Source organism: Streptococcus sp. 23.2 (genome assembly GCF_016648665.1).
Classification (GTDB): Bacteria; Bacillota; Bacilli; order Lactobacillales; family Streptococcaceae; genus Streptococcus; species Streptococcus salivarius_E.
The window spans coordinates 57,796-70,927 of the sequence record NZ_JACLQJ010000002.1 but is presented as its reverse complement, the minus strand read 5'-3'; the positions used below and the strand labels follow the sequence as shown (position 1 = coordinate 70,927).

The following is a 13,132-nucleotide window of genomic DNA, read 5'->3' as shown; positions in this document are numbered from 1 at the left end:
ACATATCCATGACAGTGACAAAAGATAAGTGATGGATAAAAAAATATAAAGAACAGGAGGCCTTCATGCTTTATCCTACTCCAATTGCGAAGCTGATTGATAGTTTTTCAAAACTCCCTGGAATTGGGGCTAAAACAGCGACACGCCTAGCTTTTTATACCATTAGTATGTCTGATGAAGATGTCAACGATTTCGCAAAAAACCTCTTGGCAGCAAAACGTGAATTGACTTATTGTTCGGTCTGTGGTCGTTTGACAGATGATGATCCATGTAACATTTGTACCGATGAAACTAGAGACCGTACTAAGATTTTGGTTGTTGAAGACTCCAAAGATGTTTCAGCTATGGAAAAGATTCAGGAATACCGTGGTCTCTACCATGTGCTTCAAGGGCTTATTTCCCCTATGAATGGTGTTGGGCCAGACGATATTAACCTGAAAAGTTTGATTACCCGTCTTATGGATAGCGAGGTTGACGAGGTTATCATTGCTACTAATGCAACAGCAGATGGTGAGGCAACATCTATGTATATTTCACGTGTCCTTAAACCTGCAGGAATCAAGGTGACTCGTTTAGCGCGTGGTTTGGCAGTCGGTTCTGACATTGAGTATGCTGATGAAGTGACCTTGCTAAGAGCTATCGAAAATCGAACAGAACTATAAGTAAGAAGTGTTGGTCAGGCCAGCACTTTTAGTTTGTAGTAAGTAGGTTTCTCATTAAAAATTTGGTAAAACAAAGTAAGCGCTTTTATAACGAGGAATCATGATGAAGATTGAAAAGGTTTTAAACAACAATGTTATCCAAGCTTTGGATAATAATGTGGAATACATTGTCATGGGTAAGGGACTAGGTTTTCAAAAGAAGGTCGGAGACCTTGTTGATAAGGAAAAGATTGAAAAGACTTTTGTTTTGGAAAATACAGAGGTAGTAGAGGAATGGTCTCGTGTTTATGTCAATTTACCTGATGGTGAAATGCAGGTCTTTTTGAATATCCTTACTTTTGCTGAGGCTGTCTTGCAAACCAAGTTTAATCCCTCTTTTTTCATCGCCCTTGCCGATCACCTACATTATGCTATTGAAAGAAGTAGAGAGGGTGTTTCTTTGCAGAATCCTTTGGCTTGGGAGGTTCGAAAATTTTATCCTCGGGAGTATGAAATTGGGAAACAAGCCCTTCGTTTGATTGCCAAGGATTTAGAAGTTCAGTTAGAAGATGATGAGGCTGCCTCTGTCGCCTTACATTTTGTTAATGCACAAAAAGATGCGGGTCTCCATGAAAAAGACCGACAGATGACTCAAATTGTGGTTGGGGTTAGTGACATTGTCCGTCTTCATTTTGGTTATGATTTGGATGAGGATAGTTTCTCGTATAACCGTTTTATGACACATCTCCAATACCTAGCACAACGTATTGTGAGCGGAGTTAGTGGTGGCAAGAATGATGCTTTCCTTTACGAACAAGTTAAGATAAATTATCCGGAGTCCTTTATCTGTACCCAAAAGATTGCTACCTATATCAAGACAAGTTATGCCTTTGATCTAAGTTTAGACGAACAAGTCTTTTTAACCATTCACATTCAACGTCTTAAGGATAATTTAGATAAGTAAGCGATTCCCAGAGAGGTCCTACAAAAAGCAGACAATTAGCCTTAAGTCTGCTTTTTCTGTGTCCTTATGGTATAATGAAGTGATTAATATTAGACCAAAAATACTCTGGGCTAGTATTCTAGGTATTTGAGTATTTGTATAAAAAAGCTAATGAGTTAGTGAAAGGAAGCGAGCGGTTCTATGCTTGAAGTGAGCATAGCCGTTCCTAAAGTATCTTATGTATATTGAAATGATTGATGAGACTGGACAAGTCTCTGAGAAATTAAAAGAACAAACCTTGGAGTTGCTAGATTTTGCAGCACAAAGACTTGGCAAGGAAGACAAGGAAATGGCGGTCACATTTGTAACCAACGAACGTAGCCACGAGCTAAACCTGGAATATCGTGATACGGACCGTCCAACGGATGTTATTAGTTTGGAGTATAAGCCTGAATTAGACATTAGCTTTGATGAGGAAGAGTTGGCTGAAAATCCTGAATTAGCTGAAATGATGGGAGAGTTTGATAGTTATATCGGTGAACTCTTTATTTCTGTTGATAAGGCTCATGAGCAAGCTGAGGATTATGGTCATAGTTTCGAGCGTGAGATGGGCTTCTTGGCTGTTCACGGTTTTCTTCACATCAATGGCTACGACCATTACACCCCAGAAGAAGAAGCGGAAATGTTTGGATTACAGGAAGAAATTTTGACTGCTTATGGACTTACGCGACAATAACCCACAAAAAAAGTGGAAAAATAGAGAATTTACAGCTAGTTTTGAGTTTGCTCTGACAGGAATAATAACGGCTTTTAAAGAAGAACGCAATATGCGTAAGCACTTGGTTTCAGCTATCTTGGTGGTATTGGCTGGCTTGATTTTCCGTGTGTCTGCGACAGAATGGCTCTTTCTTTTGATGGCAGTTTTTCTCGTAATTGCCCTAGAGATTGTTAATTCTGCCATTGAAAATGTTGTCGATTTAGCTAGTAATTATCACTTTTCGATGCTAGCCAAAAATGCCAAGGATATGGCCGCTGGAGCTGTTTTAGTGGTTTCTTGTTATGCAGTCATTACGGGGATGATTGTTTTCATACCTAAAATTTGGCACTTAATTTTCAATTAAAACGAAGTAGGAAAGAAGTTATATGACATTTAAATCAGGATTTGTGGCTATTCTCGGCCGTCCTAATGTAGGAAAATCAACGTTTTTGAACCATGTTATGGGGCAAAAGATTGCTATCATGAGTGATAAGGCTCAAACAACCCGCAATAAAATTATGGGCATTTACACAACCGATAAGGAACAGATTGTCTTTATCGATACCCCAGGGATTCACAAGCCTAAGACGGCTCTTGGGGATTTTATGGTGGAATCTGCTTATTCAACCCTTCGTGAGGTTGATACAGTCCTCTTTATGGTACCAGCGGATGAGCCTCGTGGTAAGGGTGATAATATGATTATCGAACGCCTCAAACAAGCTAAAGTTCCAGTTATCTTGGTAATCAATAAGATTGACAAGGTCCATCCAGATCAGCTCCTAGAGCAGATTGAGGATTTCCGTACACAAATGGATTTCAAGGAGATTATTCCGATATCTGCCCTCCAAGGAAACAACGTTTCTCATCTTGTGGATGTCTTGAGTGATAACCTTGAGGAAGGGTTCCAATATTTCCCAGCGGACCAAATCACCGACCACCCAGAGCGTTTCTTGGTATCGGAGATGATTCGTGAAAAAGTCCTTCAGTTGACACGTGAAGAAATTCCACACTCTGTTGCGGTTGTCATTGATGAGATGAAGCGTGATGAAGAGACGGATAAGATTCACATTCGTGCGACAATCATGGTTGAGCGTGACAGCCAAAAAGGCATTGTCATTGGTAAACAAGGTTCCATGCTCAAGAAGATTGGTACCCTTGCCCGTAAAGATATTGAAGTCATGCTTGGGGACAAGGTCTTCCTTGAAACCTGGGTTAAGGTTAAGAAAAATTGGCGTGATAAAAAACTTGATTTGGCCGATTTTGGTTACAATGAAAAAGAATATTAAAAAGCTGGGCACTTGCTCGGCTTTCTTGCTAGAAGGAGGAGCAGATGCCTGAGTTACCTGAGGTAGAAACTGTTAGACGAGGGTTAGAAAGATTGGTAGTAGGTCGGACTATTTTGTCGCTTGAGGTTAAGGTCCCGAAAATGATAAAGACCTCCTACGATAGTTTTCTGAATGACTTACCTGGTCAAACTATTCAAGCCATGCGACGTAGAGGCAAGTACTTGATTTTTGACCTTGGACAATTGATTCTGATTTCCCACTTGCGCATGGAAGGAAAATACCTCTTGTTTACAGATCAGGTTCCTGTTAATAAGCATTTCCATCTTTTCTTTACCTTAAATGATGGCTCGACTCTTGTTTATCAGGATGTCCGCAAGTTTGGGACCTTTGATTTATTGGCTAAAAATCAAGAGGACGCTTATTTTACAAAGAAAAAGCTTGGTCCTGAGCCTACTAAGAAGGCTTTTAAATATGCTCCGTTTGAGAGAGCCTTGATGACCTCTGCCAAGCCTATTAAAAGTCTCCTTTTGGAGCAGAAATTAGTGGCTGGTCTAGGCAACATCTATGTTGATGAGGTGCTTTGGGCAGCCAAGGTTCATCCTGAGACGCCAGCAAAGAAACTCAGCAAGGCAGCCATGAAACGGGTCCATGATCAAACGATTGCTATTTTACAGCTAGGAATTGAAAAAGGTGGCTCAACTATAAGGACTTATCGTAATGCCCTTGGTGAAGATGGGACCATGCAGAACTATTTACAGGTTTACGGAAAGACGGGACAGCCTTGTCCACGCTGCGCAAGCACAATTGAGAAAATCAAGTTAGGAGGGAGAGGAACACATTTGTGTCCTCATTGTCAGAAACAATGATTATTGGGTTAACAGGTGGTATTGCTTCAGGAAAATCTACTGTTGTTGAAATGATTAAAGAGGCAGGTTACAAGGTCATTGACGCTGATCAGCTTGTACACGACATGCAGGCCCAAGGGGGCCGTTTGTACCGTGCCTTACTTGATTGGTTGGGAGAGGGGATTCTCCTTTCTAATGGAGAATTGAATCGTCCTAAACTAGGGCAACTGATTTTTTCCAATGAGGAGATGAGACAGCGGTCTGCTGATATTCAAGGGACAATTATTCGAGAGGAACTAGCAGCTCAGAGGGATCGTTTGGCCAAGGAAGAAGATGTTTTTTTCATGGATATTCCCTTGCTTATTGAGAATGGGTATCAGGACTGGTTTGATCAGATTTGGTTGGTGGCAGTGTCACCGGAGATCCAGTGCCAACGCTTGATGAAACGTAATCACTTAAGTGTTGAGGAAGCTAAGCTGCGTATTGATAGCCAGATGTCTTTAGCTGAGAAAATGCCCTATGCCAGCTTGGTTCTTGATAATAACGGTAGTCTCGATGATTTGAAGAAAAAGGTTAAGAGTGCAATAAATGATTTAACGAGCTCCTCATAGCTAGCCATTGTGATATAATGGATAGTGAATTTTAGAAAGAAGATGATTATTTGCGCCAAAAAGAGCTTAAAAGTACTGATTGGCAACGTAACCTTAAAATTGCATGGATAGGAACCTTTTTTACTGGAGCTAGTTTCTCCATTGTTATGCCTTTCATGGCCCTCTACATTGAGGAACTTGGTGTTAAAGGAGATATGGTCGAATGGTATGCTGGCTTGTCTGTTGCCATCTCTGCCTTAGCCTCTGCCTTGGTTTCTCCTGTTTGGGGACGCCTGGCTGACCGTTATGGTCGAAAGCCCATGATGATCAGGGCAAGTATGGTGATGACTTTTACAATGGGAGGTCTTGCCTTAGTCCCAAATGTTTTCTGGCTACTTTTCTTGAGAACGCTGAATGGTTTGTTTGCGGGCTATGTCCCAAATGCCACAGCATTAATTGCTAGTCAGGTTCCTCAGAACCGTTCTGGCTATGCCTTGGGGACCTTGTCTACGGGTCTAACGGCAGGTGTTCTGATTGGCCCTTTGTTAGGTGGTACCTTGTCTGAGGCGTTTGGTATGAGAGGGACCTTTTTATTGGTGGGCCTTATTCTATTTATCTGCTGCCTCTTAACTATTTTTGGCTTGCGAGAGGATTTCCAGCCTGTCGAAAAGGGAGAGATGATGACCCTTTCTCAGGTTTTTGCAAGAATTCCCAGCAAATCTATGTTGATTGGCCTTTTTGTGACCAGTATGATTATTCAGATTTCTGCCCAATCGATTGCACCTATGTTGGCCCTTTACATTCGTTATTTAGGTCAGAGGGAAAATATCCTTTTTTACTCAGGGTTAATTGTTTCTGCTATGGGCTTTTCTAGTCTCTTAAGTACCCCTTATCTGGGAAAATTGGGAGACCGTATTGGGAATCATCGCTTGCTTTTAATGGGGCTATTTTATAGCTTTCTCTTGTATTTCCTCTGTGGTTTTGCCGGTTCAGCCTTGCAACTGGGTATCTTACGCTTTGCCTATGGCTTCGGTGTAGGTGCTCTTATGCCTAGTGTCAATTCTTTATTGACCAAGATGACACCCAAGGAAGGAATCTCAAGAATATTTAGCTTTAATCAAAGCTTTTCATATATTGGACAGGTTTTAGGTCCCTTTGTTGGGTCAGCAGTTGCGACAGGTCTAGGTTATCGCTGGGTCTTCTTTGTGACTGCAATGATTGTCTTTGGAAATTTTGTCTGGTCCTTAATCATCTTTAGAAAATTGCTAGGAGTCAAGAATATAGGTGAGAGTTAAAATCAATTTAAAGTGTAGTGAATGTGGGAGCATCAACTATCTCACAAGTAAAAATAAACAGAATCATCCTGAGAAAATTCAGGTACCCAAATTCTGCCCTAAGGATAGAAAAGTAACCTTACATGTTGAATCTTAAAGGGTTCTATGGTAGAATAAAAAGGACTTTTTCGGAGGAATAACTATGTACGACTTATTATTAACGCTGCTCTTGGTGATGTCAGCTATTATTGTGATTGCGGTATTTATGCAGCCACAAAAAAATCCAAGTAGCAATGTCTTTGATGGTGGTGGGTCAGAAGCACTATTTGAACGTAGTAAACCACGTGGTTTTGAAGCCTTTATGCAACGCTTTACAGGAATCATGGTTTTTCTATGGATTGTAGATGCAATCGTCCTTTCCATTCTCTCAAGTAAGTAATGAGCTGACTGAGGTTGGCTCATTTTTTGCGTTATAGTCAATAAATAAAAGAAAAGGAAATCATGAAAGAATCTATTATAAATTATTTGAAGGAGCATGGGAAATCCAGTGTAAACGACATTGCCCAGGCTCTTAATCATGCTGGGGGAGAAAAGTTTCCTCAGCTCATCAAGGCCATATCAGCCATGGAAAGTAAGGGGCAGTTGCGTTTTAATCGAGATGGCTCTGTTTCCTTGCGTCCTAAGAAAGAAAATCCAAATCAGGTGACTGTTGAAGGTGTTTTCCGTGCCAATAAGAACGGTTTTGGTTTCTTGCATGTCGATGACAGTGAAGATGATATGTTCATTGGTCGTAATGATGTTGGCCATGCTATTGACGGTGATACTGTTGCTGTTGTTATCAAGAAGCCAGCGGATCGTTTGCGTGGGACGGCAGCAGAAGCACGGGTTGTTGAAATTGTAGAACGTTCGCTTAAGACTGTTGTAGGGAAATTTATCCTTAGCGACGAGAAAGAACCTTATGCTGGTTACATTAAGTCTAAAAATCAAAAAATTCAGCAGCCAATTTATATTAAGAAAGAACCAGTTGCCCTAGACGGTACTGAAATTATCAAGGTTGATATTGAAAAATACCCTAACCGTCACTATGATTATTTCGTAGGAAGTGTTCGTGACATTATTGGTCATCAAGGGGATGCTGGTATTGATGTCTTGGAAGTCTTAGAATCAATGGATATTGTTTCAGAGTTCCCAGAGGATGTCATGGCGGAAGCAGAAGCTGTACCAGATGCACCTAGTCAGGAAGACCTCCTTGGTCGTGTTGACCTTCGTCAAGAGGTAACCTTTACTATTGATGGAGCTGATGCGAAGGACTTGGATGATGCGGTCCATATTAAACGTTTGCCAAATGGTAATTTTGAGCTTGGTGTTCATATTGCCGATGTGTCCTACTATGTCACTGAAGGTTCAGCTCTTAACCGTGAGGCCGTAGCACGTGGGACTTCGGTTTATGTGACAGACCGTGTGGTGCCAATGTTGCCTGAGCGTCTTTCAAATGGTATTTGTTCACTAAATCCCAATGTTGATCGCTTGACTCAGTCAGCCATTATGGAGATTACTCCAAAAGGTAAGGTGGTTAATCATAAGATTTGCCAATCTGTGATTAATACAACCTTCCGTATGACCTACAGTGATGTCAATGAGATGTTGGCTGGAAATCCAGAAAAGATTGAGCAGTTTAAGCCAATCATGGAGTCTGTATCAGCCATGGCAGAACTGCATAAGATTTTAGAAGACATGCGTGAGCGTCGTGGTGCCCTTAACTTTGATACATCTGAAGCTCGTATCTTGGTAAATGAGAAGGGGATGCCAGTGGATATCGTGGTGCGTGAACGTGGAACAGCCGAGCGAATGATTGAATCCTTCATGTTGGCTGCCAATGAATGTGTGGCAGAGCACTTTGCTAAGGCTAAGTTGCCATTTATTTACCGTATCCACGAAGAGCCGAAGGCTGAGAAATTGCAACGCTTCATGGATTATGCCTCTATCTTTGGTGTTCAAATCAAAGGAACTGCCAATAAGATGGATCAGCTAGACTTGCAAGAGTTTATGGCCAAAGTTCAGGGAAAACCTGGAGCAGAGGTCATGAACATGATGCTGCTTCGTTCAATGCAACAAGCCCGCTATTCAGAACACAACCACGGACACTATGGACTTGCGGCTCAGTATTATACCCACTTTACTAGTCCAATCCGTCGTTACCCAGACCTCTTGGTTCACCGAATGATTCGTGAGTACACTAACAATATGTCTCAAGAAACACGTGAACATTTTGAAGAGGTTATTCCTGAGTTAGCGACATCATCTTCAACTCTTGAACGTCGTGCCATTGATGCCGAACGTGTCGTTGAAGCTATGAAAAAAGCGGAATACATGGAAGAGTTTGTTGGCCAAGAATTCGATGGTATTGTCGGAAGTGTGGTTAAATTTGGTATGTTTGTGGAATTGCCAAACACTATCGAAGGTTTGGTTCACATCACGACCCTTCCAGAATTTTACAATTACAATGAACGTACCATGACACTTCAGGGTGAGAAAACTGGTAAGACTTTCCGAGTTGGTCAGCCTATCCGTGTCAAATTAACACGTGCGGATAAGGAAACAGGAGACATTGACTTCCAATACCTTCCAAGCGAGTATGATGTTACTGAGAAAGTAGACCACAAGGCTCGTCAGGAACGTGAAGAGAAGGCGAAAGCCTTCCGAAATAGAGGTCCACGTCGTGACCGTCAAAATGGAGACTTCGAACGTCGTGGTAAACGTGGGGATAACCGTAACCATCAAGATGCTAATGGTCGTAAAGGCTCTTATGACGAAAAACGTAAGTCATCTAAGAAACCCGACAAGCGTAAGAATCAAAACCGTCCTCATAATGATAACAAGGGACGTGAGAGTGGCCGTCGTAAGAAGAAAGGGAACAAACCTTTCTACAAGGACGTTGCTAAAAAACGAAAATAGGATGAGAATGGAGGGACTGCTATGCCAAAGGGTGAAGGCAATGTTGTTGCTCAGAATAAAAAGGCTAGACATGACTATAGTATCGTTGATACTATTGAAGCAGGTATCGTGCTAACAGGGACGGAGATTAAATCCGTTCGTGCGGCACGCATCCAACTAAAAGATGGCTATGCCCAAATCAAGAACGGTGAGGCTTGGTTAATCAATGTTCATATTGCTCCTTTTGAGCAAGGTAATATTTGGAATCAAGATCCAGACCGTACGAGAAAATTATTGCTTAAGAAGAAGCAAATCACCAAACTTCAAAATGACCTTAAGGGAACAGGAATGACCTTGGTTCCTCTTAAGGTGTACCTAAAAAACGGTTTTGCCAAGGTATTGCTTGGTATTGCCAAAGGGAAACACGATTACGATAAACGTGAGTCTATCAAACGTCGTGAACAAGAACGTGATATTAAACGTATTATCAAGAGTGTTAACCGTTAAAACGCCTATCATCTAAGACTGCTATAGTCCTAGATGATTTTTTGTTTTTGGCTTTAAGACATGATATAATGGGAGTACCATACGGTCTTTAGTTAGGATAGCAGATATACCTAACTCTGGACGTGATACTGTAAAGGAGATTAGCGATGCCAGTAGATGCTAAAACAAAATACAAGGCCAAGAAGACAAAGATTGTTTTCTTCGACATTGACGACACCCTTCGTGTCAAAAAGACAGGCTACATTCCTGAGTCTATTAAGGCTGTTTTCAAAGGGCTTAAAGAAAAAGGAATTTTGACGGGGATTGCCACAGGACGTGGCTACTATGGTGTCGTTGAGGACATTCGAGACTTAGAGCCCGATTATTTTGTAACCATCAATGGAACTTATGTGATTAATCGAAAAGGCGAAGAAATTTATAACCAGCCCCTAGCTCGTGAGGTTACAGAAGCCTTTGTTGCTTGGTGCAAGGAGATTGGGATTGCTTGGGGCTTTGCTGGTAAGGATAAGCCAGTTGTTTCTGAGCGTTCAGATTTGATTGATGATGCTATGAAACCAGTCTATGGTCTTTGTGATGTGGAGCCAGACTTCCACTTGTCGAACGATGTTTACCATATGTGGACTTTTGCGGAAAATGATGGTGAGCTTGAGTTACCAGAAGAACTTGCGACACATGTCCGCTTGGTGCCTTGGCACGAACACTCCTCTGACGTCGTAGCAAATGGTATCTCAAAAGCATCTGGTGTCGAGCATGTCTTGGAGCACGAAAACCTTAAACCGGTCAATGCTATGATGTTTGGTGATGGTCCAAACGATATGGAAATCTTTGACTATGTTGGACTTAAGATTGCCATGGGTAACGCTACACCAGAATTGAAAGAAAAAGCAGATTACGTTACAGGAACAGTAGAAGAAGATGGCATTTTCAATGCCTTGGAGGAACTCGGATTGGTAGAAAAAGAACTTCATTTCCCACAACTTGACTTGGATGCAGTAGAAGGTCCAGTCGTAACAATTAAAACAAACCATGGTGATTTGGTCATCAAACTTTTCCCTGATCATGCACCATTAACAGTTACTAACTTTGTCAATTTGGCCAAGAGTGGCTACTATGACGGTGTGATTTTCCACCGTATTATCAAGGACTTTATGATTCAAGGTGGTGACCCAACTGGTACTGGTATGGGTGGTGAGTCAAGTTTCGGTGGTAGCTTCCAGGATGAATTTTCTGAAGAACTCTATAACCTCCGTGGTGCGCTTTCTATGGCCAATGCTGGACCAGATACTAATGGTAGCCAGTTCTTCATCGTTCAAACGCCTGAAATTCCTTATGCTAAAAAGGAACTCGAACGTGGTGGTTGGCCAGCACCAATCGCGGAAGCTTATGCTGAAAATGGTGGAACACCTCACCTAGACCGTCGTCACACAGTCTTTGGTCAATTGGTGGATGAAGACTCTTACAAGGTGCTTGATGAGATTGCCAATGTTGAGGTTGGAGCTCAAGATAAGCCACTTGAGGATGTTGTGATTGAAACAGTTGAGGTAGCAGACTAAGATGAAAATTGGAGACAAGCTTAGGGGTGTTATCACAGGCATCAAGCCTTACGGTGCCTTTGTTTCATTGGAAAATGGTACCACAGGCTTGATTCACATCTCGGAGATTAAGACAGGTTATATCGACAACATCTACAATACCCTCAAGGTAGACCAGGAGGTCTTGGTTCAAGTTGTTGATTTTGATGAATTTACACAAAAGGCCAGTCTTTCTTTGAGAACCCTTGAGGAAGAAAAAAATAAAATCCCTCATCGTCATCGTTTCTCAGATAGTCGTTTGAACTATGGCTTTAAACCTTTGGCAGAAGCAATGCCAGGATGGATTGAAGAAGGACTTGACTATCTTAGACAAGAGCATGAGGAAAAATAGCAAAAAAAGCTGACTCTCAATGAGTCGGCTTTTTTGGTGTTTTCGATTTGGCTACAAACAAAAAGATCTTCAATTTAATTGAAGACCCATGTTTATTAATTAGACATCAAAATAGATCAATTCTTTTGGTGTGTGTGTGAAGACTTCAAAGCCATCTTTTGTCACATAACCACAGTCCTCGATACGAACACCAACTTTTTCAGGAATGTAAATACCTGGTTCAACAGAGAAGCACATTCCTTCTTCGATTACCAAGTCATTTCCTTCCATGATAGAAGGGAATTCATGCACATCCATTCCGATACCGTGTCCGAGGCGGTGGTTGAAGTATTCGCCGTAACCAGCTTTTTCAATAACATTACGTGCTGCAGCATCGACTTCGCTGGCAGTTACACCTGGTTTAATCATATCTAGGGCAGCCTGTTGAGCTTCTAAAGTCAAGTGGTAGATTTCTTTTTTGAAATCATCGGGTTTTCCAACAGCGACTGTTCGCGTCATATCTGAAGCATAGCCATTTACCATACAGCCCAAGTCGAAGAGAAGAAGAGCATCTTTTTCAATTTTGTTGCTTCCAGGAATGCCGTGTGGGTTGGCTGCATTGTTACCAGTCAAGACCATAGTTTCAAAGCTCATTTCATAGCCCAAGCGTTTGATGCCAAATTCGATTTGAGCAATGATGTCTGTTTCAGTAACGTCGAGAGAGATATTGTCGAAACCGATATTAACAGCTTTATCAGCATAATCACCGGCAACCAACATTTTTTGAATTTCATCAGCTGACTTGATAACGCGCATTTTTTGAATGAATGGTGTCAAGTTTTCAAAGCGACCATCAAAGACCGTTTGCAATCCTTGGAACTTAGTCACATTGAGATTGTCAAACTCTGCATAAATAATAGGGCTGTCTGTACTTGCTAGGCCAGCTTTGATTTTTTGCCATGGATTTTCAGAATCCACATATCCAAAGACTGGGAAGTCGAGTACAGCAGAGGCACGTGCAACCTCAAGAGCAGGAACAAAGAGGGCAGGTTCACGATTTTCGTAGACGAAGAGGAACATTTGGCGTTCATGTGGGTCACAATCAAAACCAGTAAGATAATTGACAGTTACAGGATCTGAAACAATAGCTAGCCCTGCTTTATTTTCATTCAAAAAATGACGAATGCGATCAAGTTTAGACATAGAAAAAACTCCTTTGTATTTCTTACACTCATTCTGTCACTTTTATAGGGAAAATGCAAGTTGTTTTTTGGCTTTTCATTAAATCATTTACTTTCATTGAGACTTTTTTAGGCTAGTTTTGTAAGCGATGGATAGTCTTGGAAACACGAAATGAGAGGCCTTTTTCTGAAATGGCTTTCTTCCTCGTAACCATAAAGAAGGAATCCCTTTCATTTTTTTGTAAAAAATCAGTCAAAATAATTGAAAGTGT

15 protein-coding genes are annotated in these 13,132 nt (G+C 41.4%); 14 read left to right on the top strand and 1 reads right to left on the bottom strand.

Features of this window, described 5'->3' with window-relative positions; translation table 11 throughout:
- The first annotated feature begins 65 nt into the window (after positions 1-65).
- The 14 genes from recR (at position 66) to H7T98_RS01610 (ending at position 11,700) form a co-directional block, all read left to right on the top strand.
- A complete protein-coding gene (gene recR / locus H7T98_RS01675) occupies positions 66-662 on the top strand; it encodes a recombination mediator RecR (protein WP_002889030.1) in 597 nt (198 codons plus the stop codon).
- A 103-nt stretch (positions 663-765) separates the two neighbouring features.
- Positions 766-1,605, top strand: coding sequence for a BglG family transcription antiterminator LicT (gene licT, locus H7T98_RS01670; RefSeq protein ID WP_175057884.1), 840 nt, complete (start codon positions 766-768; stop codon positions 1,603-1,605).
- A 217-nt stretch (positions 1,606-1,822) separates the two neighbouring features.
- Positions 1,823-2,320 (top strand): rRNA maturation RNase YbeY, encoded by a 498-nt coding sequence (gene ybeY, locus H7T98_RS01665; protein WP_002886021.1) that lies wholly within the window; start codon positions 1,823-1,825, stop codon positions 2,318-2,320.
- The gene (locus tag H7T98_RS01660) at positions 2,301-2,705 is read left to right on the top strand and encodes a diacylglycerol kinase family protein (RefSeq protein ID WP_002890438.1); all 405 of its coding nucleotides are present in this window, start codon (positions 2,301-2,303) and stop codon (positions 2,703-2,705) included. The genes ybeY and H7T98_RS01660 overlap by 20 nt, the downstream gene beginning before the upstream one ends.
- Positions 2,706-2,727: 22 nt before the next feature.
- On the top strand, positions 2,728-3,627 hold the full coding sequence (gene era / locus H7T98_RS01655) for a GTPase Era (RefSeq protein WP_175057476.1): 900 nt from the start codon (positions 2,728-2,730) through the stop codon (positions 3,625-3,627).
- Between the two features lie 44 nt (positions 3,628-3,671).
- Positions 3,672-4,493, top strand: a complete 822-nt coding sequence (gene mutM / locus H7T98_RS01650) for a DNA-formamidopyrimidine glycosylase (RefSeq protein WP_175057477.1) — start codon at positions 3,672-3,674, stop codon at positions 4,491-4,493.
- Positions 4,490-5,083 (top strand): dephospho-CoA kinase, encoded by a 594-nt coding sequence (gene coaE / locus H7T98_RS01645; RefSeq protein ID WP_175057478.1) that lies wholly within the window; start codon positions 4,490-4,492, stop codon positions 5,081-5,083. Before mutM ends, coaE begins: the two co-directional genes overlap by 4 nt.
- Positions 5,084-5,133: 50 nt before the next feature.
- Entirely contained in the window at positions 5,134-6,357 is a 1,224-nt protein-coding gene (locus tag H7T98_RS01640; RefSeq protein ID WP_175057479.1) for a multidrug efflux MFS transporter, read from the top strand.
- The gene (rpmG, locus tag H7T98_RS01635) at positions 6,347-6,493 is read left to right on the top strand and encodes a 50S ribosomal protein L33 (protein ID WP_002890443.1); all 147 of its coding nucleotides are present in this window, start codon (positions 6,347-6,349) and stop codon (positions 6,491-6,493) included. The genes H7T98_RS01640 and rpmG overlap by 11 nt, the downstream gene beginning before the upstream one ends.
- A 45-nt stretch (positions 6,494-6,538) precedes the next feature.
- The gene (gene secG / locus H7T98_RS01630; RefSeq protein ID WP_002886135.1) at positions 6,539-6,775 is read left to right on the top strand and encodes a preprotein translocase subunit SecG; all 237 of its coding nucleotides are present in this window, start codon (positions 6,539-6,541) and stop codon (positions 6,773-6,775) included.
- Positions 6,776-6,837: 62 nt separating this feature from the next.
- A complete protein-coding gene (rnr, locus tag H7T98_RS01625) occupies positions 6,838-9,291 on the top strand; it encodes a ribonuclease R (protein WP_004182929.1) in 2,454 nt (817 codons plus the stop codon).
- Between the two features lie 21 nt (positions 9,292-9,312).
- Positions 9,313-9,777: an SsrA-binding protein SmpB gene (smpB, locus tag H7T98_RS01620; RefSeq protein WP_002885905.1), complete on the top strand. Its 465-nt coding sequence runs from the start codon at positions 9,313-9,315 to the stop codon at positions 9,775-9,777.
- Between the two features lie 146 nt (positions 9,778-9,923).
- A complete protein-coding gene (locus tag H7T98_RS01615; RefSeq protein WP_004182928.1) occupies positions 9,924-11,330 on the top strand; it encodes a Cof-type HAD-IIB family hydrolase in 1,407 nt (468 codons plus the stop codon).
- A gap of 1 nt (position 11,331) precedes the next feature.
- Complete coding sequence (locus tag H7T98_RS01610) at positions 11,332-11,700, top strand: S1 RNA-binding domain-containing protein (RefSeq protein ID WP_002886108.1); 369 nt, start codon at positions 11,332-11,334, stop codon at positions 11,698-11,700.
- Between the two features lie 99 nt (positions 11,701-11,799).
- Here the strand turns inward: H7T98_RS01610 and H7T98_RS01605 are convergent, their stop codons facing one another.
- Positions 11,800-12,882, bottom strand: a complete 1,083-nt coding sequence (locus H7T98_RS01605; protein ID WP_002886210.1) for a M24 family metallopeptidase — start codon at positions 12,880-12,882, stop codon at positions 11,800-11,802.
- Positions 12,883-13,132: the final 250 nt, after the last annotated feature.

Bases quoted from the DNA above. Each gene is read 5' to 3' on its own strand.
- mutM (WP_175057477.1), top strand. From the start codon at position 3,672: ATGCCTGAGTTACCTGAGGTAGAAACTGTTAGACGAGGGTTAGAAAGA.
- secG (WP_002886135.1), top strand. From the start codon at position 6,539: ATGTACGACTTATTATTAACGCTGCTCTTGGTGATGTCAGCTATTATT.
- H7T98_RS01610 (WP_002886108.1), top strand. From the start codon at position 11,332: ATGAAAATTGGAGACAAGCTTAGGGGTGTTATCACAGGCATCAAGCCT.
- recR (WP_002889030.1), top strand. From the start codon at position 66: ATGCTTTATCCTACTCCAATTGCGAAGCTGATTGATAGTTTTTCAAAA.
- ybeY (WP_002886021.1), top strand. From the start codon at position 1,823: ATGTATATTGAAATGATTGATGAGACTGGACAAGTCTCTGAGAAATTA.
- smpB (WP_002885905.1), top strand. From the start codon at position 9,313: ATGCCAAAGGGTGAAGGCAATGTTGTTGCTCAGAATAAAAAGGCTAGA.
- licT (WP_175057884.1), top strand. From the start codon at position 766: ATGAAGATTGAAAAGGTTTTAAACAACAATGTTATCCAAGCTTTGGAT.
- era (WP_175057476.1), top strand. From the start codon at position 2,728: ATGACATTTAAATCAGGATTTGTGGCTATTCTCGGCCGTCCTAATGTA.
- coaE (WP_175057478.1), top strand. From the start codon at position 4,490: ATGATTATTGGGTTAACAGGTGGTATTGCTTCAGGAAAATCTACTGTT.
- rnr (WP_004182929.1), top strand. From the start codon at position 6,838: ATGAAAGAATCTATTATAAATTATTTGAAGGAGCATGGGAAATCCAGT.
- H7T98_RS01605 (WP_002886210.1), bottom strand. From the start codon at position 12,882: ATGTCTAAACTTGATCGCATTCGTCATTTTTTGAATGAAAATAAAGCA.
- H7T98_RS01615 (WP_004182928.1), top strand. From the start codon at position 9,924: ATGCCAGTAGATGCTAAAACAAAATACAAGGCCAAGAAGACAAAGATT.
- H7T98_RS01660 (WP_002890438.1), top strand. From the start codon at position 2,301: ATGGACTTACGCGACAATAACCCACAAAAAAAGTGGAAAAATAGAGAA.